We start from the raw sequence: 24,690 nt of genomic DNA on the forward strand, positions 1-24,690 counted from the left end.
GGGTTCCCAGCTGCTACTTAAGTAATCGAAAGACCGTTGGAATTCTATAATATTCTCCCTCATAGGCTCTGATCGCTCCCAATATCGTAAAGATCAAGGCCAGGACCCCCACGACAGGAGCCAGAACAAATCCAATCAGCACCACCATCAAAATGGTGCTTACCAATCCATAAACGGCATATGAAATGAGAAAGTTGAAGTATTCCTTCCCATGAAAGTCCACGAACTCTGATTCATCCTTTTTAATAAGCCAGATGATCAATGGTCCAATGAATGCTGTGAAGAAGCTTAATATATAAATAAGAGCAGCCATCATTCTTTCATCTTTTGTCGGCATATTGAAATTCCTCCTTTTCACTGCTCACCTTAAATTAGAGTAAACAGAAAGTTTGATTCTATCCTCCTCTATATTTACGTGCATTCAGTCAGAAAGTTTCATCCAATCATGTATTTTTTTTACGAACCCTTGAAGAGAAATTCATCAAACTTCAGTACAGTCCTCATGAAACTTGAAAGGGTGGAATATATGTTAAAAAGAGGAGTTTGTCCTTAGTGGACTTGCAGAAAGGTAGTGGTGGATTTGAATAAATTTGAAGCCTTTATTCTGGGAATCATACAAGGTTTAACAGAGTTCCTTCCAATCTCAAGCACAGGTCACCTATATCTCGGTAGGCTTAGCTTTGGCTTGGAGGAAGCTGGACTTTTCTTGGATACGATGCTTCATATCGGAACATTGATCGCTGTTCTCGTTGTGTATCAGAAGGAACTTCTCTATATGCTGAGGCACCCCTTTAGTAAATTATCGTGGATTCTCATCATTGGGACCATCCCGGCTGTAATCGTTGGGTTTTTGTTCGAAGATTTCTTCGACTCAATCTCAAAGTCTGGTTCCACCATCGGATGGGAGTTTCTTGCAACGGGATGTATTATGTATTTTGCCGATGGAGTGAAAAATGGCTATAAAAAACTGGATGATCTTTCTTACACAGATGCATTGGTGATCGGGAGCTTTCAAGCAGCAGCCATCTTCCCGGCATTATCAAGGTCAGGATTAACCATTGCGGCAGGTTTATTCAGAAAACTGGACAGGGAAACCGCGGCATATTTTTCTTTTCTTCTCTCTACCCCTGCCATACTCGGAGGGATCGTGCTTCAAGGAAAGGAAATGATTGGAGGAACTGTTGAGGCGGTTTCATTTTCAAGTTTAGCCATCGGAACAGTAAGTGCCGCAGTATTCGGATACTTCGCCATCCTTACGATGGTTAATTTTTTGAAAAAGCACTCCCTTAAAATTTTCTCCTACTATGTGTGGACTCTGGGGCTCTTGATTCTCTTTCTTCAATACTCTGGGATTATGTAGGAGGAACACGATGAACCATGAATCGATTGTACAAATCCTGACACAATTAACTGATTTGGGTTACGCAGGAATCGCACTTGCACTCATGATAGAAGTGATTCCAAGCGAGCTTGTATTAAGCTATGCAGGCTTTATGGTGAATGCCGGTAAACTCTCCTTCATTGGAGCGTTCCTTAGCGGTGTTATCGGGGGCACACTTGCACAACTATTTCTCTATTGGCTTGGCTACTATGGTGGCCGCCCCTTCTTCGAGAAATATGGAAAGTATCTACTTATTCAGCAAAAGCATTTGACGGCTGCTGAAACGTGGTTTGAGAAGCATGGTACCATCGTCATTTTCACCGCTCGATTTATTCCGATTGTCCGTCACGCCATCAGTATTCCGGCTGGCATCACCCGGATGCCTCTTTCTACTTTTAGTCTTTATACCTTTGCAGCCATGCTTCCCTGGACATTATTGTTTATGGTCATCGGGATGGAGCTCGGTACTCACTGGGAGCACATTGAAGTAATCGGAGTACGCTATATTAAGCCTTTGAGTTTCATTGCAGTTATTGGAACATTTATCTATCTATTTTTTTCCTATTGGAGAAATAAAAGGAAGGATTAACTTCTTTTTTTCCATGAAATTGTTTAAAATAAGAAGGAATAAAGACCTACGAAAGGAATACCTATGAATTCTATACTATTAAAGAACGCAACCATATACCCCATCACATCAAAGCCCATTCAAAACGGCTCTGTACTCATAAAAGACGGAAAGATCAAACAGATATACTCACATAGCGTTGAATCATCCCTTGAGGCTGCAGTGTATGATTGCCAGGGGAAATTTCTTTTTCCCGGTTTCATCGATTCCCATACCCACCTTGGATTATACGACGAAGGTACAGGGTGGGCAGGTAATGATGCCAATGAAACCATCGAGCCCATGACCCCTCATATCCGTGCGTTTGATGGCGTTTATCCATTGGATCCCGGTTTTAAAGATGCTCTGAAGTATGGTGTTACAACGGTGAATGTCATGCCGGGGAGTGCAAATGTCATTGGTGGCACGACTTCTGTGATCAAAACATATGGCTCAACGATTCGTACGATGCTTATTAAAGAAACCTCCGGATTGAAAATCGCCCTGGGGGAAAACCCGAAGCGGATCCACAGCACCGGCAACAATGATTCCATAACAAGAATGGGCATAATGGGTATGCTTAGAGAAGCATTTTTCTCAGCTAAATATTGTGATCAACCTGAAGATCTCAGGGTTGCACCTTTAGTATCTGCATTAAAACGTGAAATCCCTGTTCGGATACATGCTCACCGTGCAGATGATATCTTGTCTGCCGTCCGATTTGCCGAGGAATTCAATTTGGATTTTCGTATTGAGCATTGTACTGAAGGTCATCTTATTTCCGAAGAATTTCATGGAAAGAATGTAAAGGTTTCAGTAGGGCCAACCTTTACGAGAAGATCGAAAGTAGAGCTGAAAAACAAAAGCTGGATCACGTATCAAAAACTGACGGAAGCTGGTGTCGAAGTATCGATCACGACAGACCACCCTTACACTCCCATTCAATACTTGAATATGTGTGCGGCTATCGCTGTTCGTGAAGGATTGGCAGAACAAAAAGCTCTTGAAGGCATCACCATCCTGCCCGCCAGAAACCTTGGTGTATCTGACCGGATAGGTAGTATTGAGGTGAACAAGGACGCCGATTTAGTCCTTTGGAGCCACCACCCATTTCATTTTATGGCAAAGCCCATCATTACGATGGTGAATGGAGAAATCGCTTATCAAAACGTGTAGAAATTTGTTAAAAATTTTCATCAAAAATTAGCATTTTACCTATTTCCTTTTTGAGATATTTCGTATATGATACAAAAGGATAATATATTTCCGATTACATTGTTCTAACGAGATTTATTTTTATATAGAGTATTGTAATGAAGGGAAGGCAAAAGGTGCGCCACCAGTTTCTTGACTGGTCTTAGTGGGTTCGATTCCCACCCCGAAATTTTTTAGTTACCATTTAAAAATTTCGAGGGTGGGATCGTACGCAAGTAGACTGCCCTCAAGGAGGGTCTACTATGATCAAGAAACGTGAATTACATGAGTGTCATGAGCTCTATGACCTGATGGTGCACCCGGATGTCTTCCCTTTTGTCCGTCAAAAAGCTCAATCCTATGAGGAACTCCTATTCTTAACGAAACAAACGATTGAAGCTGAGGAACGTGGAGAACTCATTTCACGAACAATTTTGGACGAATGGGGCAGCCCGATCGGAACGATAAACTTATTTGATATTCAAGAAAATGCTGGATTCCTGGGAACCTGGATCGGTAAGCCCTATCATGGAAAAGGATACAACCAACCCGCCAAAGACGCCTTCTTCGCTGAGCTTTTCTTTGAACTGGGTATGGAAACCATCTTCATGAGAATCCGCAAAGTGAATACACGCTCCCAAAAAGCAGCAGAAAAACTTCCATATGTATTAAAAGCGAATGAAACAAGGAAATCTCTTTACGAACAATTAAATGCTCAAGAAGAGGTATATGATTTATATGAAATCCCTAAAGATTTATACACTCTTTATCTTTATCAGCATCAACAATCCCAAGACGAAGAGCAAGCTTTGGAAGCTTAGGATAAAAACCCGATTTCCATATGAGGAAATCGGGTTTTTGTTTAAAACAATATAGAAAACTTATCCTCACACAGATTCAGCGGGAAAACGAATGATATTATCTCAAAAAAATCATTGTAGCTCACACAAAAAAGGAACTGCTGATAGTTGACATCTGATCTTTCCAAAGATAGGCACTAACTACAGGCAGCTCCCTATTTTATTTTTTTTTCGCTACTTTCTCGAAATACAAATTTCTAACGACATAGGTTTTGTAATTCTCCAATTTTCTTTTTTCCAGCGGATGATAAGTGATTCCCGCCTTTTTAAGCTCTTGAAGGTACCACCCTTTTGAAAATTGATAAGCCATTGTACCTCTCCCCTTCAACCATTTATATACTATATGCTTAAAGGAGAGTACAATGACTTTTTATCGGGACATAGATGAAAGTTCCTCATACATGTCTTGTATGGTATAAGCTTTTTGACCTTTTTCCATGTTGTGGATATAGGTATCTCGATTTTCTTTTAACTCCTTGACTTTCACGAGGAAGCTCGTTTCGGTCAACTCTTCTTCTTCGATCTTTAATGCATATCCATGCTTTACGAAGCTGTTAGCGTTAAGGATCTGATCTCCCCGGCTCGCTTCCCTTGAAAGGGGGATAAGTAACATTGGTTTTTTCAACGCAAGAAATTCAAAGATCGAATTAGATCCCGCACGCGAAATCACATAGTCTGTCATCGCTAAATAGTGAGGAAGCTCACCTTTTATGAATTCATATTGTCGATAGCCTTTCTGGGTATAGGATTCATCGATATTCCCTTTACCGCATATGTGTATGATTTGAAAATGGGATATCAGATCATCCAGATTCCCTCTTACCGCTTCGTTAATTTTTCTGGCACCAAGACTCCCACCCATAATCATCAATACAGGCTTATCTTCATAATACCCAGTTAATCGTTTTCCTTCCCTTGCATCTCCAGTAAACAACTCTTCACGTATTATCGATCCTGCACATAATGATTTATCACTTGGAAGTGATTGAACTGTTTCAGGAAAAGTGGTGAAGATTTTGGTCGCGAATGGAACCGCTAATTTGTTCGCGAGTCCCGGTGTTACATCCGATTCATGAATCGCAACTGGAATCTTTGCAAACTTGGCAGCCATGACGACGGGAACAGAAACAAATCCACCTTTTGAAAAGATGATGTCTGGTTTCGCCTTTCGAATGACAGCTAGTGCATCGAACACGCCCTTCATCACCCGGAATGGATCTGAAAAGTTTTTCCATGAAAAATATCGTCTGAGCTTTCCGCTTGAAATACTTTCGTACGGAATATGAGGAAACTGTTCTGTTATGATTTCCTTTTCGATTCCGTCTTCAGATCCAATATACGTAATCTCCCAGCCTTCTTTTTCAAAGTGTGGGATCAGTGCCGTGTTTACCGTAACGTGACCTGCTGATCCACCACCTGTAAATAAAATACGTTTACTCATATGTATAAACTCCTAACTCGATTTTCTATTATCTTTCTCATTCATCATTATACACTTTACCAAAAATGCAGGTGGTATAGAACTACGAAAATTTGACAAAAGAAAAGGGTTCCTCCTGTCATGATCAATAGGAACCCTTTTGAATCTCTCGCGAAAAACCCATAGGAGGATGTCGTAAAGACTTCCTAAAACAGTGCTTTTTTATCTCGCTTCAGTATGTAGTTCGCTACATTTCTTCCGCTTATTGTGACCATCGGGGAACCACCGCCCGGATGAGTCGTACCTCCGACATAGAAGAGGTGCTCGATGTCCTTGCTGATGTTGGAAGGGCGAAGGAACGCTTCAGTCATCCGGTGGGAAGCAAGGCCATATAGAGAGCCTCTATAGGCGGAGAATTTTTGTTTGATCGTATTCGGAGTATATACTCTCTCTACTTCTAATGATTCACGTATAGGTAGACCTTTTGCTTCTAATTTCTGATAGATCTTCTCCTTATACGCATCTGCTTGCTCGTGGGATAACGGAGCGGCTGGAGCATTCACAAGGATGAACAAATTACTTCCTTTTGTAATACGGGGATCTGTGGCAGCTGAATGACTTATATAAATCGTAGGATCACTTGGCAGCTCTTGCTTAATAAAAATCTCCGAGAACTCCTGTTGATAATCTTCCGTGAAATACACTTGATGATGATGAACGGAATCCTGATAGGTCCGTAACCCTGCCAGAATGACAAATGCGGAAATGGAAGGTTCATAGGAATCCAATTTCCTATCAGGATGGCTTGGTCTATCTTTCTCTTCAATAAGATTCTTCGTAGCCGTGATAAAATCTCCATTCACAATCACATCATAAGCAGAGATTTTATCTCCTTCTTCAGTTATAACACCCACTGCTCTCTTGTCCTTGACTACAATCTCTTTAATTCTTTTTCCCAGGTGGAAAGTCCCCCCCTGTTCTTTAAAGAATTGGTAGAAACCCTTAGCTATCTCAGTGTTTCCACCATTCGTATAATACACCCCTTCTGTCATCTCGAGGTGGCCGATCAACGAAAAGGTCGCAGGACACGCGTACGGTGATGATCCAATATATGTTGCATATCGATTGAACACCTTCAACACATCCTCATCCTGAAAGAACCTTCGATGAAAATGATCCATCTTTTCAAAGGGACGGACCTTCATAAAGCTATAGGATAGCTGCGGGGAAAGATAATCCCTCCATGAACCGAAAACCCGGTAGAAAAACCCCCGCTCGGCTAATGTATATAACTTTTTCACTTCCCTTAAGTACTCTTTGTAATGAAATGCCCCGTACGGATCCAGCTTTTCAAGTTCCGCAATCATTTCCTCCGGGTCCGCTGATTGATATAGAATTCTCCCATTGTGAAAGACATTTTTCGTATGTTTTACAAGCCTTTCAAACTGAAAATAATGAGAAGATTCTCCTCCTGCATCATTGATCACCGATTGAAACACTTCAGGCATGGTAATGGTATTCGGACCAAAATCAAAGGAATATCCATCCATTTCAACAGGCATCATTTTCCCTCCCGGATGAGGGTTCTCTTCTATGATCGTTACATTGTAACCTTTGCTTTGGAGAGAAATTCCGGCGGACAATCCCCCTAGTCCTCCTCCGATAATGACGATATCCTTCATGAATAGGTCCTCCCCTTCCAAGCGTATCCCTGTTTCTTCATTCCTCTCAGCATCGAAGCCCACATAATGATGATAAAGCTTATAGAAGCAACCGGCATGAAAAGAAAATGCCATCTGGATTGATTGGATGCAATATCAATCATGAGGGTTTGTACCCATATCGCAACCAACGGAACACAATAGCTCCCTTCCCCTGCTATTAATCCATATAGGAACAGAGGAAGGGGCAATATGTAAAATACAAAGTAAAAAAGGGAAAGCATAAAAACGGAAATTGGATTTCTCCCTAATCCTATATAAATATTTTTCAAGAAACCCTCCCATACTTCCCTATTGGTATCATACAAATGACAAGTCACGTCATATGTATTGTTAACGATTGTTACCTTCCAACCCTTTTCTTTCACTTTCCTCGCAATATGCACATCTTCTAATAAAGAGGATTTCACCGCTTCATGCCCCCCGCAGTCTTCATACGCTTCCTTTTTAAAAAACATAAAAGCCCCGTGTGCAGCCGTAAATGCTTTATTCGTCGTATGATTGGCAACTGCAATGGGTAAATGAAAATATACAAGGAAGTGTTGAAACGGAACCAGCATCTTACTGAGTAAAGTAGGAATGGGGAATTGTGGAAATCCCGTCACAAGCCCTGCGTTATAGTGTTTCATCTGGAACAATACTTTTTCAATGATCGACGGGGACACCCGTACATCAGCATCAAGGAATAAATAATACGTTCCGCCTGCATGTCTGCTAAGCTCCTTGCATGCATGGACCTTTCCTACCCAGCCTTTTGGGAGAGGCTTCCCATTGACAACCTTGAAACGAGAATCCCCTGTCGTAAGTTGAGATAGAAGCTCTCGCGTACGATCCGTCGAGCCATCATCTAAAATGATAAATTCAACATGTGAATGGGTAATCTTTTTTATATTTGCAATTAATCCTCTCACATTTCTTTCTTCATTTCTCATTGGAACCAGGACAGAAACAAGTTCATTAGAAGATAACTTACTGGAAAGCTTCGGTAAAAAGAGGAGATTGATGAATGTGACCAAAACAAATATGAGCGTGATGAGAATATAATAATTCATTGTCTATTCACCTCTGCTTCCTTCTTTTCCAGAAACTCAACCATTCACTATTCGTAGGAAATCCTTTGAGTAATAATTGAAAACTTGACAGGTCTTCTTGAATGATATCGGTTTTTAGAGAATCGAGCCTTATTTCCATAATCGTCCTTATACTGTCTGTAAGCTCTTTTCTTGATTGATTTTTATGATCTCCATTCTCTTCACAGATCCGGATGAATAATTCAGGTCTTTGATCATGACGAAATGTGTAATAAAACGTGACCATCGTAACCTTTATCCCTGGGTTACGTTCAATTAAAAAGCCCGGTCCATTCATAAATGAAAGAGGTCTCATCTCAAGATGCTCTTCCTTCCCTTGTGGAAAGATCCAGACGGTTTTTTTCTGTTGCAGGCATTTTTCAGCAAACTTTAAAGAAGAGACTAGGTCTTTGGGTGAATCAGGGTTCACAGAGAATGCTCCGATTTTACGAAAAAAAGAATAATCCTCCATCCCTTTCTGACTCATCATCGCATAGCTGTCTTCTCTTATAACATAATGATTTAAGTAAAAGACCATCAACCCGTCCCACCAGCTCGAGTGATTCGCGAGTATCAAGTGTCCGGAAGGTGATTTCGTTCCCTCCCTCTGGTCATCGATCCATACACGATAAAATTGTTTTTTCAACTGAAAAGTAAGGTAGTTGGCCAAGATGCGTTGAAATCCCGGACTTTTCTTCGGTTCGATCATACTACCTTCTCCAATCGTTTTCTAAGTAAGAGTGACACACCGTAAAATGCCAACGTAACCCATACAGCGAGCCACAGGCCTTCTACGATCGCTGTCACGATAAACATAAAGATCACGAGGAAATACAACCGTCTCATCCTCGAGCTCCAATGTGAAGAAACTCCCTCGTGTTTTATCCAATAGTAAAGGAAAAATTGTATGAAGAAAGAAACAAAAAACCAGCCTAAGAAATTTTGAGTTGGAATGTCATAATACATCCCATCCTCATCCCATACCCAATACTCGCGGCCTTTAAAGGCTACGGGATCAATAATCAGGTCCATCGTCACCGCTAACATGGACGTAACTGTGCTATAGATAAACGCTCCCATTACAGTCTTTCTTTGATATAGCAGAAATTCATAGTGTGCCATACTCGTGAATATCACCATGACCCAGGCAAAGCCTATGGTGATTGGTACACCAACCAGTTGAAAGCCAAAGTCTTTCTCATAATGATAAGAACCGAATATCAGACCATAATGAACGCCTAAAGACTCCGCGAAAATCGTAAGCAGCATAATACCCAACGCGATGATGCCCCCGATTTGTCCTCCGAATTTCTTCATAGCATAAAGAATAGCCAAAAAACCGGCCAAATATAAAAAAACGGCATTCGCCCATTGCAGGGATGGAGGAAGCCAATCAAGAGAAACGAGAATGATCCCCACTCCGTACCATATTAAAAACACAATCCAAATCCAGTCCTGCCATTGTTTAATCATTCTCTGCCTCCCTGACGAGTTAATCTTTTCAACACCCATTATATATGAGTGATACGATAAAATGCATATTTGACTCTCTATCACTTGAAAATATGATACAGTATGATAGTGAATTTATCATTTGTTCAAGGGACGTTTAGTAAAGGAGCTCATTCTATGAGAGAAACACACACGATTAAAGATAAAATCAAACAACTTTCCCTTATTCTCATTCCCATTCTGGTCACCCAGCTTGGTATGTTTGCGATGAATTTCTTTGACACAATCATGTCAGGGAAGTATTCACCCATTGACCTGGCAGGTGTCGCCATCGGTTCCTCCCTTTGGGTACCGGTATTTACAGGGTTAAGTGGCATCCTTCTCGCGGTCACCCCAATCGTCGCTCAATTAATAGGAGGAGGAAATAAGAAAGAGGTTCCTCACACTGTGCTTCAAGGCGTATATGCTGCCATTGCTCTATCACTTTTCGTGATGATTGTCGGTGCATTCGTTCTTAATCCAATTCTGAATGGAATGAACATAGAAACACAGGTCCGTACTGTAGCCAAGGATTACCTTATCGGACTTTCGTTTGGAATGATTCCATTGTTCATCTACAATGTTCTGAGATCGTTTATTGATGCTTTAGGGATGACAAGGGTCACCATGTTTATTACATTGCTTTCTCTTCCGATCAATGTGGTATTTAATTATATTCTGATTTTCGGAAAACTAGGTTTCCCTGCATTAGGAGGAGTTGGTGCGGGTTATGCATCAGCCATCACCTATTGGGTCATCACTCTCATTGCCTTTTGGGTCGTGCATACGAAAAGTCCTTTTAATCAATTCTTGGTCTTTAAAACCCTTTATAAGCCAAACCTACTTAAGTGGAAAGAGCTCTTTCAAATCGGTGTGCCCATCGGTTTATCGATTTTCTTTGAAGTAAGCATTTTTTCTGCCGTTACTTTGTTAATGAGCAACTATGACACCGTTGTTATTGCAGCTCATCAGGCAGCGATCAATTTTGCATCCTTTCTCTATATGATCCCTCTGAGTATATCCATGGCATTAACTATCGTTGTTGGGTTTGAGGTAGGGGCGAAAAGGCTCCGGGATGCAAAAATCTACAGCTGGATGGGGGTAAGCTTTGCATTGCTATTGGCAATCATATATGGCGTGATCTTGCTCGTGTTCCGTTCAGAAATCTCGCACCTTTATTCAGATGATGCTTATGTATTGGAATTAACGGCTCATTTCTTATTGTATGCCGTATTCTTTCAGCTATCAGATGCCATTCAGGCTCCGGTCCAAGGGGCACTCAGAGGATACAAGGATGTTAATATCACCTTTCTGATGGCACTCATATCCTATTGGGTAATAGGATTACCTCTGGGTTATCTCCTGGCAAACCATACTGATTTTGGTCCATACGGATTTTGGCTCGGTCTGACATCCGGATTAACGGCAGGTGCCATAACATTGTCAGCCAGGCTATTATTCATACAAAAAAAGTATCGAAAACAATATAGCATTAAAAATGATTAAACCCATAAATGAAATCAATAGACACGGCAGATTCTTTTTCTGCCGTGTCTATTCTTTCATTCACTGACGAAATACCTTTCCCAGCACATCCTTGCCCCCTGTAACAGGAATGATGGAGCCGGTAATAAAATCAGATTCTTCTTTACAAAGAAAAGAAATGACCCTCGAAAGGTCTTCCCCTGTCCCTGGTCGTCCGACCGGTGTGCCAGGATCATGATATTCTTTAGCTTTATTGATCTCCTCTTCTTTCCATTCGCCTACGATATCTCCAGGACAGATCATATTGGCTGTTATTCCATTACGAGCTTCTTCTATTGATATCGTTTTCGTAAAGGAAGCGAGTCCTGCTTTTGCTGCCGCAAACGCGGAACGATAGATCCAACCTGGTGCTGTTTCAACTCGATCATAACCAAACGTAATGATTCTTCCCCAATTCTTTTCACGCATTCTGGGAATGATCAGCCTGGATAAATAAAAAACGCTATTTAAATTTCCATTTACTATGTAATTCCATTCTTCCGGGGAATAATCAGCAAATGACTTCCGCTCTTTCACGTAAGGACCTGCATTATGAATTAAGATATCGATACTTTCCACTTCATTCCATATCTCCGTTACCATTCGTTCACATTCTTCCGGTACAGAAATATCACCTTTGATCCCTATTATTTGATTATTAAATTTTTCCTTCAAGCGGGAAACAAGTTCCTTAACAAATGGATCGTTTTTCCTGTAATTAATAATAACGGTATACCCTTGTTTCGAAAATTCCTCTACCGTTCGCCGGCCGATTCCCTTCGACCCTCCCGTTATAAGTACAACTTTTTCTTTCATCAAGCTCACTCCACGTACTCGTTATACTTCAATAGTAAGAATGATTATGTCGAATTGCAAATGTAAGCTCTTAAATAATGCCTTCATAATTGAAAAGAGTATTATTTCTTGCATATTTTCATTGGCTGAGAGAAGACTAACCTAAACATGCTACATCCTTTCACACATAAAAAAACAACCTCTCCTAAAGAGAGGCTGCTTTCATGATTGTGTTATATTATTTACCAATGAACTGTTGAGTCCAGTAGTTACCGTTTTCTACATGTCCTACACCGATATGAGTGTAGTTTGAGCTTAAGATATTTTTACGGTGGCCATCACTGTCCATCCAAGCTTGTACTACTTCTTCCGGAGTAGGTTGACCCATAGCGATGTTTTCACCGGCAGAGCTGTATTCAATGCCGAACTGCTTCATCATGTCGAACGGTGAACCGTACGTCGGGCTATCATGTGAGAAGTAGTTATTCGCTTGCATATCACGAGACTTTTCACGTGCAACTTTGCTTAGCTCAGTATCGACTTTAAGAGCTGGAAGACCTTGCTTTGCACGTTCTTGATTTGTCAATTCAACCACTTTTTGCTCATATTGGCTTAATTGACCAGTTTCTTCACTAGCTTGTTGTTCTGGTTGTTGTTGCTGTTCGTTTGCTGCAGGAGCTGGTGCTGGTGCTGGAGCTTCTGCTTTTGGTGCTGGTGCTTCTGATTTTGGTGCTTCTGTTTTAGGAGCTGGAGCCTCTGCTTTTGATGCTTCCTTAGCAGGCGCTGGTGCTGCCTGAGCTTTAGGAGCTTGGCCATTTAACAGCTCTTGTACATTAATATTCTTACCATCGATTTGGTATTTTGCTAGAGTATCTTGTACAAATTTATTTAAATCTTCTTGATTACCACTATATTTAAATGCGTTCACTTGTTGTGCAACTTTATCTGTCGGACATGGTGCTGCAGCGTCAGCTTTACCTGCCGCGAATGGTGCTGCTAATAAAGTGAATGCTGTTGCAGTTGAAATCATCATTTTCTTGTTCATAAAAATGAATTCCTCCTTAGTGAATGTGTTTTTCTTTGCTGCACATTCATCATACCACCCTGTTTTTGTTACATTTACGGGAGAACTTGGTAACTAGGAATCAATTGTTCTATTTTGAAAGACAATTACTCTATAGTACTATAGTAATCACTGATTCTAGTAGGGAGAATTGTATTCCTGAAATGATTTACTTACATTTCCAATGATTGTATTATTTAGTCTTGAAGACTAATAATTACCTGTATATCAATATTGACAGCTTTTTAAAGGACCTTTCATTGTAACGGATGTTACAGTAACATTTCACATAACAAGCTGTTTTATCCTAAAGACAGGTATTCATTACATTTTTTGTCAGATTCGATGATGATATATCCTTCTACGGAAAAACCAAGTCGTTTTAATTGTCTAATACCTACATTGCATTCAATGGGATTACTCCCCAATACCACGATAGAACCATCAGGGATGTCGCTGGAATGCCTTCTTATATATCCACATGGGATTGCTATAATGTTATCGCAATCCCCTTTTGAAGAATCCTGATAATCCCGGACATCCACCACCACATGTCGGGAAGTTACCGCAAAAGAAGACCACTGTTTTGTTCTGACAGGGAAATATCGATAGTGCAACATATAAGAAAGTACACTAAAAAGAAGTAAGCTTATCACTAGCATACTGGCATCATCCTTCATAATAATCTAATCTTCATTTTATACCTATGCAGGTATAAAATGAAGAAAAATGCTCAGAATGAGAAGATTTGAATATTTTATATATTCCATCGTGAATGGTTACGCAAGGTCTGTCCTTAGTTATACCTGTAAAACATTTTAATACCATTATGTATCTCCATTCAATTGTGAGACCATTTCAAGATGTACTTTTATTAATGATACTTGCTCTTCACTCGTCAGGTCCGATTCAATGATTCTCTTGGTAGCTGAGAGGTATTTTTCTTCTTTTGATTTACGCACTCTTGGATGACTATTGCCGTCCAATAATTCACGTTTAATGGTTTCCTTCAGGATCTTTTCTGAAGAAGTACCCTCACTTATTAATAGTCTGTTTTTCCATATCTGCCTGTATGCCTCTAATAATGCATCGAATGATTCTAATTCCATGTTCAATCAGCCCTTACATAAAAAGTTTATTAATAATGCATACTAGAAAAAAACAAAGAAAGGTGATGTACATGACTACACCCTATCGCTGTCCCAGCTGTAAAACGAATCGCACCCGGTTTAATATTATACAACAAGTATCTCAGAGTGTGAAACTCGACCCTGCTTCTGGAGAAGTTGTACAAAGTTATGAAGAAGGGCAGACCGAGCCGTTTCATCTTGCATACAATGGACCGGACTTAAAAGTACAATGTGCCGCTTGCGGTTTAGTAGAGGATGAGATGACGTTTAAGAAATTTGGAGAAAGCACGATGTAATTCATATTAAAAAGGGGCAACTGGTTGGCACTGTGTTTAAATACAGATCCACCCGGTTACCCCTTTTCTTATTTAGAACTGGTGCCAATCAATGATTGGAAGCTTCTTTAAGTTTTGTTTCTTTCTCTTCTTCCGTTACATCTTTATTCGACATACGTAATGGGATTTCGTTCATAAAGAACGTTAATACAAAACCAACAAGAAGTATAATAGCACCAATAAAGAAGACATTCGTTAAAGCGAAACTTAACGACTCTCTCACTCCTTCGAGAATGGTTGCGTAAATCCCCTGGAATTCTTCAGGTAATGTTGATTGTAATTCTTTTAATTTCTCACCATTCATAATGTTTTGAGGATCCTGAAGCTGCTTCAACACTCCTGAGGTTTCAGGATTTGTAAGTAGAGGTGAGTCTTTTACTTCTGACATTTTCTCAGTCATCTTTGAAGACATGGAAGTATTCATCACGGTACCCATGATGGCTACACCAATGGTACCTCCTATTTGCCTGAATAATTGAGTCGCAGCGGTAGCCACACCAAGGAATTTATGCTGAACAGCGTTTTGAACCGTTAAAGTAAACACAGGAAAGCTCAGCCCAAGACCAGTTCCTACTATAATAATATTGATAAGGGCCGTTGTATTGGTAGTGTTCGTATCCATAAAGGATAAAAGAATCATTCCTGCACTCATTACGAACAAACCGATTAGGGCCAGAAATTTATATCTGCCTGTCTTCGTAATGATCTGCCCACCAACTGTACTTGCAATCACCATACTCAATGTCATCGGCATCATCACCAACCCCGACTTAGTGGCAGATGTACCCATGACCCCTTGAATAAAGAACGGCATATACATAATGGCTCCAAACATCCCGGCACCCAGAATAAATCCAATGATATTGGATAGCGTGAAGATTTTATTCTTGAACAATTGAAGTGGAAGAACGGGATTACTTGCTTTCTTTTCCGTAATGATAAATAAAACAAAGAATATCACCGTTGCTGACAGTAACCCAATAATCGGAAGGGAAACCCATTCATAGTCATTTCCACCCCATGTAAAGGCCAATAATAATGGAATAATCGTCAGAGTAAGCATAACAGAGCCCAAATAATCCACTTTCAGTCCTCTATTTGGTTTTTGTGAAGGAAACATTTTATAAATCATCCCGAAGGCGACGAAACCTACTGGCAGGAAGACCCAGAATACCCAATGCCAATCTGCATTATCAACGATCCAGCCTCCTAATGTAGGTCCGAACACACTTGCGAGACCAAATACACTACTCATTAACCCTTGCCATTTCCCTCTTTCCCGAGGCGAAAATAAGTCTCCTACAGCCGTAAACGCAGTAGACATGATCATCCCGGCTCCAAAGCCTTGAATCCCCCGGAAGATGATTAATTGAATGATTGAGGAAGAAAGTCCATTCAAGAATGACCCGATCATAAAGACTCCTATACCAAGGAGGATGAATGGTTTTCTTCCATACATATCCGATAATTTCCCTACTAATATGGCAGTTACCGAACTGGTTAACATAAAGATTGTAAACACCCAGCTATAGTAGTCAATTCCACCAATCTCAGAAATAATCCTTGGTAAAGCGGTTCCTACTATCGTTTGATTCAATGCTGCGAATAACATGGCTGACATGATAGCTATCATGATCATTACTTTTTTACGATGTTCTAAGTGCTCCATTTTTAAGTCTCCCTTAATATTTATAATAAGAATAATTCACTTACTTAAGTAATTAAGCATAATAGAAGGGATGACCCATTACGGTCAACCCTCACTCTCTCATGCTTACACTTATTACTTGCGATTCGATGCTAATAGTTTTTCAAACAGTTCAATCAGGTGGTTTATCTCTTCTTTATTAAATTTCACAAATAGCTCTTGAAAGTATTGAGTCTTTTTTTCTTCACATTGAGAAAGCATTTCTTCGCCCTGAGGTGTCAGAGCTAACTCTACTACTCTACGATCTTCGTTCGACCGCATTCTTGTGATATAGCCTTTTTCTACTAATGTATCTGTAATGGACGTGATGTGACTTGCCGATACTTCCATACGTTTGGATATTTCCGAGGATTTTAATGCCCCATTCTCGCTAATGAGCTGGAGTACCCGAAATTCTCCATTAGAAATGAACTCACCAAAAATGGTTCGAATATCTGATTTCATCATTCTAAAAACGGATCTGAATAATCCCTCTAATTCGTACATTTCTTTTCCCAATAAAAATCGACCTTTCTCACTTCTTGCACTAAATAAATAGTTCACTAAGTTAACTATTATAGTTTAAACATTTTCTTATGATCTGTCAATGGTTATGAACCAGTCAAGATCATGATGGTTCTGACTCCCAGTTTGGAGAATAAAATGATACTGATCGATAGTCCGATCCCACATAGGAGACCGGTCAGCAACCGTAACGAATTAGTACTTGTTCTCCAGTTCCACTTCTGAGTGTATCCATCTGCCAGTAGGGGGAAGATGAGCAAGCCCCCATAAAGCAAATGAACGAATGTACCCAAAGGGAAATACAACCAAACGAACGGGACCCCGATTAGAATGCCCATGAGAATACCCATACAGCGGAAACATACGGGAAATTGCTTCCCCCTGAAGACGAGTGAACGTTCTCGAATTCTATGACAGGGCATAAAGGATAATGTAAGGATGCCTTTCACTCTATTCCCTCCTATGGACTGCAGTCCGGAGTACAGTCACAGTCCGGTGAATCACAGTCAAACTTCTTTCCCCGTGGAAAAGGAAGGCAGTCAGGTGAATAAATTGCACAGTCCCAACAATCATTGGTCCTTTCCCTTTTCTGTTTTTTTCGCTGATAATACACGATCGTTGAAATAAACATGATGACACTTAGTACGATGAGACCCGTAAAGATAATGAACTGCAGAGTGGTCTCATGTATACTCAACCCGTAAAGTCCACCGATAAATAAGATCAGTTCTACACTAAACAATAGAAACACCATGAATTGTTTCTCCACCCCTTAGGTTATTCGGTTATATCTATTTCCTGCAATGAACGTATTACTTCTGATTTATGTAAATCTTCTCCAATTATGACGAAGTTGGTAGGATATTTCATGTCTCCCGGCATAAATAAGGGCATACCATATGAATATTGAAACAAGGTTGGATTTTTTCGACCCTGTAAAGGAATATACCCCTTCATTCTATAAATGCTGTCAGGTTGATTTTTCACCCATTCTTCAAACGCTTCTCCATTGACTGATCCATTGAAAGTATACACGATTGCTTGTAAGGTTAGATGCTCTCCAATGGATGCTTTCTCATAAGAACCATTTCGGTTATCTGGTTTTAAAGAGAATAGGTCAGTCATAGAGACCTTTGAATAGTTCGTTAAGTACACTTTAGCATTTGGGTTGATTTGCTGAAGTTCATACGAGAATGTTCCCTGCTCCATCTCTGTAAGCAAATCCATCTTATTTGCCACAATATACTCCGCATGGCGAATTTGTTCCCTCATCAAATGTAAGACTGCCGGACTGAATTCACCCCTATGTTTCCACTGTAGTCCATCCACAATAGTAACAATCCCCCTAAATTCGAACTGATTTGCAAACAGTGGGGATAAGATGGAATCGACAACCTCGACGGGATGGGCTGCTCCTGTTGTTTCAATAAGCAGTACATCGAAATTTTCGTTGAGCAGTAATTCCTGAAGCTGTGACTCCAGCTTTTCTGATATGGTGCAGCATATACATCCATCAAGCAACTCCCGTAAAGCCGTATCATTTTCAACTTCATCACTATCGATGGATACACTTCCTAATTCATTCATTAATACAGCCGGTTTTTTATTCTGATCCTTTAAGGCTTGAAGTAAATTTTTTAATAAGGTCGTCTTTCCACTGCCAAGGAATCCGGATAGTATATAAACATCTTTCTTCATTTAATCTTCCTCTCTATAGATCCTATACATATTCTATTAGAAAGCGCTTGTGAACACAATGAATTCAAAAACAACAAACTTTTAGAAAAGAGCCATTGTAAAAAGGGTTTTATTGTTTTTCTACGCATAGAATGAAATTACCAGGAATTGAGTCGACTAAGATAGGTTTTGGATGTTAGTTATTTCTTCCATTAATCATTATAAAAGACCGTTCCATTACGGCAGAATTCATAACATGTGAGTACGATAAAGGTGGGGTTGTCATTGTACTATGAGAAGATTGTTCCGCTTAAGTTAAGAGACTTTTTGAAGAATCCTTCTCATGAAACATTGAAGGATCTGTTGCTTCATAATACTGGGGAAACGGATTATGTGGATTTCAAATCAGATTGGATTGAATTCACAAAAATGGCGAAGCATATTCTGGCTATCTCCAATACAGGAGGCGGATGCATCATTATAGGAGTGATGCAAGACGATGATGGATCGTTAGATTTAAAGGGATTGTCAGATGAGGAATTTTTAGATAAAGCAGATGTTGATAATAAACTACAGCATCTGCTTCCGAAATATTTACGTTATCGCACCGAGGATTTCATTTTCCCAAAAGGGATTCACCCATTGTTGAGCTTAAAACGGTTCCAGGTTCTCATCATTGACTATGATCCCCGATATGTTCCATATACCTCTATTGTGACAAGAGGTGAATTACGGTATGGGGCCATTTATGCCAGACAGGGGACGAAGACAATCGAAGCAAGCCACGAAAAATTGGTGGACGTCATTCTCCGCAAAGTCCAGTCCGGGGGGTCGGATAGTGATGAGCGTACATTAAGAGAACATCTGGATCACCTTAAAGTTCTGCATTTGGAACATGATCAAGCTGAAGACCTGAAGTACAAAAAATACCTGCATGATTTGATTGTAAGAAAGATGAAAAAGATAGAAACTTTCCTGGACCTGGATTCATCCGAATTTCATTCTTGGTAAATCACTCAACCGTTTTCAGGAACTCACTGATGGCTTCTAGATTCCTCTGTTCGTCCATGTCTAATACCTGTCCAGCATTCACAGTAGAAAGGTCCGTAAAGCTCCCTTCTATTGGTACTCGAAGTGTATCCACCCGGTCTACGGGATTTAGCATTAATGACATTCCATACTTTATTACTTCACTCATTGGTGTAGTGGTTTCTACGTTTTTTAAACCTTCTCTCATAATGGAAACGACGGTTGAAATGCCTTCACCGGACTGCATTTGCTCCATTAGACTTTTTTCAGCTAACGCCATGATTTCCTGCTGTCTCTCCACTCGTCCAAAGTCGCTTTTGATGTCTCCCCTAAACCTTACATATTGTAAGATTTCTTCCCCTCTTAACATTTGCTTCCCGGGTTCCTTAGTCCATTTCCAATAATTGATCATCGGTTCTGACACTGTAACCCCGACCCCTTCAGGAAAAACGAGATCCATCACGTTTATGAAATCATTAAAATCCACTTTCACTGTATGGTGAACATCTATGTTGAAATTATTTTTGATTGTTTCGACCAGAAGCTCTTCTCCACCCCACGTATAAGCATGATTAATTTTGCTCTTTTCATATCCAGGGATGTTTACAAATGTATCCCTCATGATGGAAACAATCTTGATGGATGTGGATTGTGGAGTGTATTGAGCAACCATTAATACATCTGCACGGGCAGGTTCGTTCTTTCGTTGATCTGAACCGATAAGAAGAACATTAACAGGAGATTGTTTATCCTGAAGGACCAAAGGGAAAATCGATTCATCCTTTTCTTCTAAGAAATGCTTTTGGGATTGAACTTCATCTTTGGGTGCCGGTTGTTCTCGCATACCCCAGAAAGGCGAACAACTTACAACAATGAATACAGAAAATATTAAAGTCAGCAGTAACGCCGTTTTTTTCATAAGATCACCTCATATATACTCTCATTGTTGGTACATCTCATATATTCTATACGAGTAAGAAGAAACCAATAGCCAAAAAAAAATCTCAGGTACTTTGACCTGAGATCTTCCACTTAATTATTTTTGTTTAATTCCTCGATCGCTTTTTTCACTTGCGGATCATTTTCTTTTAATTTATCTCGAAGATTGGACATAAGCTTAACCGTCGTTTCAGCATTTAACGTTCCAGTTACCTCTAGTTCATTCTTTTCCTGGAACTGCTTAACCGCTTTTGTTGTATCTTCATCGTAATATCCATCAACATTTCCTGGATTCAAGTCCAGTGCATTCAGCATTTGCTCTGCTGTTTTCACCTGATCGGATAGGTCTGATTCCTTCAGTTCCTTTTCAGGATTGATGTATGGAAGCTGCGCATATTCAGGCATCTTCACTTCAATATCAGGAGTGATTCCCTTTTCATGAATCCAATTGCCATCTGGCGTTAACCATTTAGCCGTTGTAAACTTCATGTTTGATCCATCTTGGAAGGTTTCGGCTGTTTGAACCGTTCCCTTACCAAAGGTTTTCGTTCCAACAAGAGGTATATCGTTTGACTCACTTACAGCTGCTGCTAAGATTTCGGCAGCGCTTGCGCTTCCGCCATCAACAAGCACAGCAGTTGGCACATCTAGCTTCTGCCCTGATTCGGAAACATACTTCTCCACTTTACCGTTGCTGTCTTCTACTTGGAATAAAACTTCACCTTCAGGAACAAACAAGTTAGAGATTTTCACAGCTTGATCAAGCAATCCACCGGGATTTTGTCTTAAATCAAGAACAAGCTTCTTCATTCCTTCATCGTTCATTTGATTTAATGCTTCCGTTAATTCTTTATACGTATTTTCCGAAAAGCTCGTAATTTGAATTTCAGCTACACCATTTTCTTTCATTTCTGCATAAACCGTTTCAATTGGTATTTCATCCCTAGTAATGGTTACTTGCATTGGCTTATCCTGACCTGGTCGTTGAATGGTCAATGTAACCTTTGTCCCTTTTTCACCACGAATGAGAAGTACCGCATCGGTAACAGACATTCCTTGAATACTTTTGTCATCCACTTTCGTGATAGTATCGTTCGGCTGTAATCCAGCTTTCTCTGCCGGAGAACCTTTTATCGGAGAAACGATGGATATGTATCCTTCTTTCTCCTGTATTTCTGCACCGATCCCTTCGAAAGAAGAAGAGATGCTTTCCTGGAACTTTTCAGCTTCCTCAACATTCATATAGTCAGAATAAGGATCTCCCACACTATCAAGCATCCCATTAATAGCACCGTTTACTAACGTGTCCTGATCAAGGTCTTTAAAGTAACTTTCATTTAACTTATCATACGCTTCATAAAGTTTTTGAAACTCTGAACGTTCGGTAACTCCTACATTTACTGCCTTCTCGTCTCCAAACGCCAGTGCAAATGTTGTAATTCCTGCAGTTGCAAATACAAGGAAAAACAAGAGCATGACAAATTTAAACTTCTTCATTTTTATAAAACTTGTATCGGTTTCTTGTTGTGACTGATCCGTCTTATCTTGTTCCAAAGCTTTCCACCACTTTCGTTGCTATGTATCTTGTGTGAATTTACCGACTACACTATCACGAAACAGCTATATGAGCAATCTTCCTGCTCATAGCTTCTTTATTCTATCAGCTTTTCAATATTAACGAAAGGAAAATCCATTGTCATGATTATGATGTGTCAAAATCGTTGTAAAAAACCCTACTGTACTGACAGCAAATAAAGAATATAAGAAAGACTCCGTACCGATGATCGGCCAACCAACCACCAGCACGATGCTGTCAAATGCAAAAATTAATTTCCCTACATTCATTTGAAAACTTTTTCCAATCAGTTGAGCCATTAAATCAGATCCTCCCGTGGCGGAGTTTCCTTTTAGCATAAGGCCGATTCCAATTCCAACAAATGTCCCTCCTAAGAATGCACTCATAAGCGGGGGAAGAGTGAACATATTCTTCCAATGATGAAAAAAGTCTATCATTAACGAGGATAACCAGAGACCGTGAATACTATTATAGAAAAGTTTTCTGTCCACAAAAAAAGCCAGCGTATATAACGGCACACTCAGTAAGATAATCGTGAGACCAGGCTTAAAACCAAACCAGTAATGGGCAATAAGGCCAATCCCAATCATACCCCCGTCCAGGAAATGATGCGGCACGAAAAAAAGATTGATGCCGATTCCTACAAATACACTTCCTATGATAATAATGCTAAAAGTCCTCAACATACGTTTCACCCGCTCACCTCATACTGGGACAGCCCCTATTATTGTTGTATGTGAAATCTTGAGAAAACAGAACAAGAGAGGACGTAATGATCGAATAAGAGATGCCATTATCATACACAAGTCAAAAAGAAAAGGGTCAGAAGCCAACAGCCCCTAACCCTTTTAAAAATCATTATATCTTTTTCACATTATTGAAATATTCCTCTAAAGACCAATCGTTTTCATGAATGACTTTAGCTGCATCCTTACCAACATACCTGAAATGCCAGGGCTCATACTGGTAGTTTGTAATTGAGACCTTATCTTCTGGATACCGAAGGATGAACCCATATTTATAGGCGTTTTCAGCAAGCCATTTCCCTTCCTTCGTATCGGCAAATTCAATATTTACCTGGAAGTTATTACTTTGACTTGATATGTCCATGGCTAATCCCGATTGATGCTCACTTTGTCCCGGCGGTGCCACGGCCATTACGGCTTTTTCTTCTCCGAATTGAGCAATTTCTCTTTCCAGCAGCATTTTTTGATATTCATATGAACGGTAACCAGAAATAGCCGTCAGTAAAACCCCTTGTGATTTGGCGTCAGCGAACATTTCCTCCAGCTGCACTGCCGCTTCTTTACGAAGATACGCCTTTTCAAGTTCTTGATCACCAAATACAAATGGAACATTTGGGCGAACCAAATCAGTAGGTTTGTATTCATCTAATGCGTATTCCTTATTTACAAGCGCTAAAAGGTTGGAGGGATTTTGAATCACTTGTTTTCCATCCACTACTTTCACATCATTAAAGTATTGAGACTCTAATTGTAGTTCAGGGGGAACTGCTTCTTCCTCTGAAGTGGGAGTTTGTTCTTGTTCCGGCTGTTCATCCTGCTCAGGTTGATTTCCTTGAGATTGCTGATTAGGTTCTTTTTCTTTCGTTTCTTGCTGTTTTTGGCCAAATAAATTCTCTGACCAATCTTGTACTTGTGAACATCCCGATAACATAATCAAGGAAGCAGCCGTTACGAAGATGATCTTTTTCATACTTTCACCTAGTTTCTCTAAAATGTTTCCATCCAACATCTTATCATGTAATAAGATTTCTGTAAGCAGGATATACTTCACAAAATGAAAAACTGCCTATACACCCGGAGTGGGAATGTAAGCAGTTTCTATTGATCGTAAATGGATCTACTCTTGAATAGCAGCTTCCAATGCAACTTCAATCATTTCATTAAATGTTGTCTGACGCTCATCTGCTGTCGTTTCTTCACCTGTTAATATATGATCACTGACTGTAAGTACAGATAGTGCGTTGCGTCCATATTTTGAAGCTAATGTATATAGAGCTGACGTTTCCATTTCAATTGCCAGAATGCCGTATTGAGCCCACTTTTCGTGCTCTGCATTGTCATTGTAGAACATGTCTGCAGTAAATACATTTCCTACCTTTAAGTTAAGGCCTTTTTGCACGCCGGCATCATAAGCTCGCTTAAGTAGATCAAAGTTAGCTGTCGGTGCATAGTCAATCCCATTAAACGTTAATCTGTTCATTTGAGAATCAGTTGATGAAGTCATAGCCAGAATGACGTCCCGAACCTTAACATCCTTTTGGATAGCTCCACAAGTACCTACACGGATCAGGTTTTGTACGTTATAGCTTTGCATCAATTCGTTTATATAAATGGAAATGGATGGTACGCCCATGCCTGTCCCTTGAACCGAAATTCTTTTCCCTTTATATGTCCCAGTGTATCCAAACATATTACGAACCTCATTATAACATGTTGGATTTTCCAGGAATGTTTCTGCAATGTACTTTGCTCTAAGTGGATCTCCTGGTAATAAAACCGTTTCTGCTATTTCATTTTCTTTTGCATTAATATGTATACTCAATTTCCTTTTCCTCCTAACAAGTCTGTTGAAACACCATTGTAATCCTTTTTTATTTCTTATGCAACGCTTGAAAATGGAAGGATAGAATACAGTGTATG

General features: G+C 40.0%; 28 protein-coding genes. 7 read left to right on the top strand and 21 right to left on the bottom strand.

Features of this window, described 5'->3' with window-relative positions:
* Positions 1-13: 13 nt before the first annotated feature.
* Positions 14-337 carry a DUF4870 domain-containing protein gene (locus ACXAF2_RS02030; protein WP_475137155.1) on the bottom strand — a complete coding sequence of 108 codons (324 nt, stop codon included), beginning with the start codon at positions 335-337 and terminating at the stop codon, positions 14-16.
* 243 nt (positions 338-580) lie between these two features.
* On the opposite strand from ACXAF2_RS02030, the gene ACXAF2_RS02035 reads away from it, so the two are divergent.
* The 4 genes from ACXAF2_RS02035 to ACXAF2_RS02050 all read left to right on the top strand — a co-directional run bounded on the left by ACXAF2_RS02035 (position 581) and on the right by ACXAF2_RS02050 (position 4,003).
* Positions 581-1,360, top strand: coding sequence for an undecaprenyl-diphosphate phosphatase (locus ACXAF2_RS02035; protein ID WP_475137156.1), 780 nt, complete (start codon positions 581-583; stop codon positions 1,358-1,360).
* A 10-nt stretch (positions 1,361-1,370) separates the two neighbouring features.
* Positions 1,371-1,970 carry an undecaprenyl phosphate transporter UptA gene (gene uptA, locus ACXAF2_RS02040; RefSeq protein WP_475137157.1) on the top strand — a complete coding sequence of 200 codons (600 nt, stop codon included), beginning with the start codon at positions 1,371-1,373 and terminating at the stop codon, positions 1,968-1,970.
* Positions 1,971-2,033: 63 nt separating this feature from the next.
* Positions 2,034-3,164, top strand: a complete 1,131-nt coding sequence (locus tag ACXAF2_RS02045) for an amidohydrolase (RefSeq protein WP_475137158.1) — start codon at positions 2,034-2,036, stop codon at positions 3,162-3,164.
* A 281-nt stretch (positions 3,165-3,445) separates the two neighbouring features.
* Entirely contained in the window at positions 3,446-4,003 is a 558-nt protein-coding gene (locus ACXAF2_RS02050) for a GNAT family N-acetyltransferase (protein ID WP_475137159.1), read from the top strand.
* A 199-nt stretch (positions 4,004-4,202) separates the two neighbouring features.
* On the opposite strand, the gene ACXAF2_RS02055 is transcribed toward ACXAF2_RS02050, so the two are convergent.
* The 6 genes from ACXAF2_RS02055 to ACXAF2_RS02080 all read right to left on the bottom strand — a co-directional run bounded on the left by ACXAF2_RS02055 (position 4,203) and on the right by ACXAF2_RS02080 (position 9,726).
* Complete coding sequence (locus ACXAF2_RS02055) at positions 4,203-4,352, bottom strand: DUF2639 domain-containing protein (protein ID WP_475137160.1); 150 nt, start codon at positions 4,350-4,352, stop codon at positions 4,203-4,205.
* Between the two features lie 60 nt (positions 4,353-4,412).
* On the bottom strand, positions 4,413-5,483 hold the full coding sequence (locus ACXAF2_RS02060; protein WP_475137161.1) for an undecaprenyldiphospho-muramoylpentapeptide beta-N-acetylglucosaminyltransferase: 1,071 nt from the start codon (positions 5,481-5,483) through the stop codon (positions 4,413-4,415).
* Positions 5,484-5,668: 185 nt separating this feature from the next.
* Positions 5,669-7,144 (bottom strand): phytoene desaturase family protein, encoded by a 1,476-nt coding sequence (locus tag ACXAF2_RS02065; protein WP_475137162.1) that lies wholly within the window; start codon positions 7,142-7,144, stop codon positions 5,669-5,671.
* Positions 7,141-8,235, bottom strand: a complete 1,095-nt coding sequence (locus ACXAF2_RS02070; RefSeq protein WP_475137163.1) for a glycosyltransferase family 2 protein — start codon at positions 8,233-8,235, stop codon at positions 7,141-7,143. The genes ACXAF2_RS02065 and ACXAF2_RS02070 overlap by 4 nt, the downstream gene beginning before the upstream one ends.
* A 7-nt stretch (positions 8,236-8,242) precedes the next feature.
* Positions 8,243-8,962 carry a lysophospholipid acyltransferase family protein gene (locus ACXAF2_RS02075; RefSeq protein WP_475137164.1) on the bottom strand — a complete coding sequence of 240 codons (720 nt, stop codon included), beginning with the start codon at positions 8,960-8,962 and terminating at the stop codon, positions 8,243-8,245.
* Entirely contained in the window at positions 8,959-9,726 is a 768-nt protein-coding gene (locus ACXAF2_RS02080; protein WP_475137165.1) for a carotenoid biosynthesis protein, read from the bottom strand. Before ACXAF2_RS02080 ends, ACXAF2_RS02075 begins: the two co-directional genes overlap by 4 nt.
* A 156-nt stretch (positions 9,727-9,882) precedes the next feature.
* On the opposite strand from ACXAF2_RS02080, the gene ACXAF2_RS02085 reads away from it, so the two are divergent.
* Positions 9,883-11,250, top strand: coding sequence for an MATE family efflux transporter (locus tag ACXAF2_RS02085; RefSeq protein WP_475137166.1), 1,368 nt, complete (start codon positions 9,883-9,885; stop codon positions 11,248-11,250).
* A 60-nt stretch (positions 11,251-11,310) separates the two neighbouring features.
* Here the strand turns inward: ACXAF2_RS02085 and ACXAF2_RS02090 are convergent, their stop codons facing one another.
* The 4 genes from ACXAF2_RS02090 to ACXAF2_RS02105 form a co-directional block, all read right to left on the bottom strand.
* Positions 11,311-12,084: an SDR family oxidoreductase gene (locus ACXAF2_RS02090; RefSeq protein ID WP_475137167.1), complete on the bottom strand. Its 774-nt coding sequence runs from the start codon at positions 12,082-12,084 to the stop codon at positions 11,311-11,313.
* 217 nt (positions 12,085-12,301) lie between these two features.
* The gene (locus tag ACXAF2_RS02095) at positions 12,302-13,108 is read right to left on the bottom strand and encodes a CAP domain-containing protein (protein WP_475137168.1); all 807 of its coding nucleotides are present in this window, start codon (positions 13,106-13,108) and stop codon (positions 12,302-12,304) included.
* A gap of 320 nt (positions 13,109-13,428) precedes the next feature.
* Positions 13,429-13,788, bottom strand: a complete 360-nt coding sequence (locus ACXAF2_RS02100; RefSeq protein WP_475137169.1) for a hypothetical protein — start codon at positions 13,786-13,788, stop codon at positions 13,429-13,431.
* Positions 13,789-13,953: 165 nt separating this feature from the next.
* A complete protein-coding gene (locus tag ACXAF2_RS02105) occupies positions 13,954-14,235 on the bottom strand; it encodes a hypothetical protein (protein ID WP_475137170.1) in 282 nt (93 codons plus the stop codon).
* A 71-nt stretch (positions 14,236-14,306) separates the two neighbouring features.
* Here ACXAF2_RS02105 and ACXAF2_RS02110 point away from each other — a divergent pair, with 71 nt between their 5' ends.
* On the top strand, positions 14,307-14,552 hold the full coding sequence (locus tag ACXAF2_RS02110) for a DNA alkylation repair protein (RefSeq protein WP_113970969.1): 246 nt from the start codon (positions 14,307-14,309) through the stop codon (positions 14,550-14,552).
* Positions 14,553-14,640: 88 nt separating this feature from the next.
* On the opposite strand, the gene ACXAF2_RS02115 is transcribed toward ACXAF2_RS02110, so the two are convergent.
* The 5 genes from ACXAF2_RS02115 to ACXAF2_RS02135 form a co-directional block, all read right to left on the bottom strand.
* Positions 14,641-16,260, bottom strand: a complete 1,620-nt coding sequence (locus tag ACXAF2_RS02115; protein WP_475137171.1) for an MDR family MFS transporter — start codon at positions 16,258-16,260, stop codon at positions 14,641-14,643.
* A 114-nt stretch (positions 16,261-16,374) separates the two neighbouring features.
* The gene (locus ACXAF2_RS02120; protein ID WP_475137172.1) at positions 16,375-16,797 is read right to left on the bottom strand and encodes a MarR family winged helix-turn-helix transcriptional regulator; all 423 of its coding nucleotides are present in this window, start codon (positions 16,795-16,797) and stop codon (positions 16,375-16,377) included.
* 92 nt (positions 16,798-16,889) lie between these two features.
* Complete coding sequence (locus ACXAF2_RS02125; RefSeq protein ID WP_475137173.1) at positions 16,890-17,252, bottom strand: DUF2085 domain-containing protein; 363 nt, start codon at positions 17,250-17,252, stop codon at positions 16,890-16,892.
* Positions 17,253-17,263: 11 nt separating this feature from the next.
* The gene (locus tag ACXAF2_RS02130; protein WP_475137174.1) at positions 17,264-17,557 is read right to left on the bottom strand and encodes a hypothetical protein; all 294 of its coding nucleotides are present in this window, start codon (positions 17,555-17,557) and stop codon (positions 17,264-17,266) included.
* A 23-nt stretch (positions 17,558-17,580) separates the two neighbouring features.
* The gene (locus ACXAF2_RS02135; protein ID WP_475137175.1) at positions 17,581-18,501 is read right to left on the bottom strand and encodes a CobW family GTP-binding protein; all 921 of its coding nucleotides are present in this window, start codon (positions 18,499-18,501) and stop codon (positions 17,581-17,583) included.
* A gap of 264 nt (positions 18,502-18,765) precedes the next feature.
* Between ACXAF2_RS02135 and ACXAF2_RS02140 the strand changes: the two genes are divergently transcribed.
* Positions 18,766-19,491, top strand: coding sequence for an AlbA family DNA-binding domain-containing protein (locus tag ACXAF2_RS02140; RefSeq protein WP_475137176.1), 726 nt, complete (start codon positions 18,766-18,768; stop codon positions 19,489-19,491).
* Position 19,492: 1 nt separating this feature from the next.
* On the opposite strand, the gene ACXAF2_RS02145 is transcribed toward ACXAF2_RS02140, so the two are convergent.
* From ACXAF2_RS02145 to deoD, 5 genes are all read right to left on the bottom strand, one after another.
* Entirely contained in the window at positions 19,493-20,428 is a 936-nt protein-coding gene (locus tag ACXAF2_RS02145) for an LCP family protein (RefSeq protein ID WP_475137177.1), read from the bottom strand.
* A gap of 113 nt (positions 20,429-20,541) precedes the next feature.
* On the bottom strand, positions 20,542-22,002 hold the full coding sequence (locus ACXAF2_RS02150; RefSeq protein WP_475137178.1) for a lmo1851 family serine protease: 1,461 nt from the start codon (positions 22,000-22,002) through the stop codon (positions 20,542-20,544).
* Positions 22,003-22,122: 120 nt separating this feature from the next.
* Positions 22,123-22,710: a YitT family protein gene (locus tag ACXAF2_RS02155; protein ID WP_475137179.1), complete on the bottom strand. Its 588-nt coding sequence runs from the start codon at positions 22,708-22,710 to the stop codon at positions 22,123-22,125.
* A gap of 172 nt (positions 22,711-22,882) precedes the next feature.
* On the bottom strand, positions 22,883-23,740 hold the full coding sequence (locus ACXAF2_RS02160) for a M15 family metallopeptidase (RefSeq protein WP_475137180.1): 858 nt from the start codon (positions 23,738-23,740) through the stop codon (positions 22,883-22,885).
* Positions 23,741-23,887: 147 nt separating this feature from the next.
* Complete coding sequence (deoD, locus tag ACXAF2_RS02165) at positions 23,888-24,592, bottom strand: purine-nucleoside phosphorylase (RefSeq protein ID WP_475137181.1); 705 nt, start codon at positions 24,590-24,592, stop codon at positions 23,888-23,890.
* Positions 24,593-24,690 lie beyond the last annotated feature (98 nt).

Source organism: Rossellomorea sp. ABR4_004 (assembly GCF_056159585.1).

What these genes read in the sequence shown, in the direction of transcription:
- ACXAF2_RS02030 (WP_475137155.1), bottom strand. Translation starts at nt 337, where the DNA reads ATGCCGACAAAAGATGAAAGAATGATGGCTGCTCTTATTTATATATTA.
- uptA (WP_475137157.1), top strand. Translation starts at nt 1,371, where the DNA reads ATGAACCATGAATCGATTGTACAAATCCTGACACAATTAACTGATTTG.
- ACXAF2_RS02045 (WP_475137158.1), top strand. Translation starts at nt 2,034, where the DNA reads ATGAATTCTATACTATTAAAGAACGCAACCATATACCCCATCACATCA.
- ACXAF2_RS02050 (WP_475137159.1), top strand. Translation starts at nt 3,446, where the DNA reads ATGATCAAGAAACGTGAATTACATGAGTGTCATGAGCTCTATGACCTG.
- ACXAF2_RS02055 (WP_475137160.1), bottom strand. Translation starts at nt 4,352, where the DNA reads ATGGCTTATCAATTTTCAAAAGGGTGGTACCTTCAAGAGCTTAAAAAG.
- ACXAF2_RS02060 (WP_475137161.1), bottom strand. Translation starts at nt 5,483, where the DNA reads ATGAGTAAACGTATTTTATTTACAGGTGGTGGATCAGCAGGTCACGTT.
- ACXAF2_RS02065 (WP_475137162.1), bottom strand. Translation starts at nt 7,144, where the DNA reads ATGAAGGATATCGTCATTATCGGAGGAGGACTAGGGGGATTGTCCGCC.
- ACXAF2_RS02070 (WP_475137163.1), bottom strand. Translation starts at nt 8,235, where the DNA reads ATGAATTATTATATTCTCATCACGCTCATATTTGTTTTGGTCACATTC.
- ACXAF2_RS02075 (WP_475137164.1), bottom strand. Translation starts at nt 8,962, where the DNA reads ATGATCGAACCGAAGAAAAGTCCGGGATTTCAACGCATCTTGGCCAAC.
- ACXAF2_RS02080 (WP_475137165.1), bottom strand. Translation starts at nt 9,726, where the DNA reads ATGATTAAACAATGGCAGGACTGGATTTGGATTGTGTTTTTAATATGG.
- ACXAF2_RS02085 (WP_475137166.1), top strand. Translation starts at nt 9,883, where the DNA reads ATGAGAGAAACACACACGATTAAAGATAAAATCAAACAACTTTCCCTT.
- ACXAF2_RS02090 (WP_475137167.1), bottom strand. Translation starts at nt 12,084, where the DNA reads ATGAAAGAAAAAGTTGTACTTATAACGGGAGGGTCGAAGGGAATCGGC.
- ACXAF2_RS02095 (WP_475137168.1), bottom strand. Translation starts at nt 13,108, where the DNA reads ATGAACAAGAAAATGATGATTTCAACTGCAACAGCATTCACTTTATTA.
- ACXAF2_RS02100 (WP_475137169.1), bottom strand. Translation starts at nt 13,788, where the DNA reads ATGCTAGTGATAAGCTTACTTCTTTTTAGTGTACTTTCTTATATGTTG.
- ACXAF2_RS02105 (WP_475137170.1), bottom strand. Translation starts at nt 14,235, where the DNA reads ATGGAATTAGAATCATTCGATGCATTATTAGAGGCATACAGGCAGATA.
- ACXAF2_RS02110 (WP_113970969.1), top strand. Translation starts at nt 14,307, where the DNA reads ATGACTACACCCTATCGCTGTCCCAGCTGTAAAACGAATCGCACCCGG.
- ACXAF2_RS02115 (WP_475137171.1), bottom strand. Translation starts at nt 16,260, where the DNA reads ATGGAGCACTTAGAACATCGTAAAAAAGTAATGATCATGATAGCTATC.
- ACXAF2_RS02130 (WP_475137174.1), bottom strand. Translation starts at nt 17,557, where the DNA reads ATGGTGTTTCTATTGTTTAGTGTAGAACTGATCTTATTTATCGGTGGA.
- ACXAF2_RS02135 (WP_475137175.1), bottom strand. Translation starts at nt 18,501, where the DNA reads ATGAAGAAAGATGTTTATATACTATCCGGATTCCTTGGCAGTGGAAAG.
- ACXAF2_RS02145 (WP_475137177.1), bottom strand. Translation starts at nt 20,428, where the DNA reads ATGAAAAAAACGGCGTTACTGCTGACTTTAATATTTTCTGTATTCATT.
- ACXAF2_RS02155 (WP_475137179.1), bottom strand. Translation starts at nt 22,710, where the DNA reads ATGTTGAGGACTTTTAGCATTATTATCATAGGAAGTGTATTTGTAGGA.
- ACXAF2_RS02160 (WP_475137180.1), bottom strand. Translation starts at nt 23,740, where the DNA reads ATGAAAAAGATCATCTTCGTAACGGCTGCTTCCTTGATTATGTTATCG.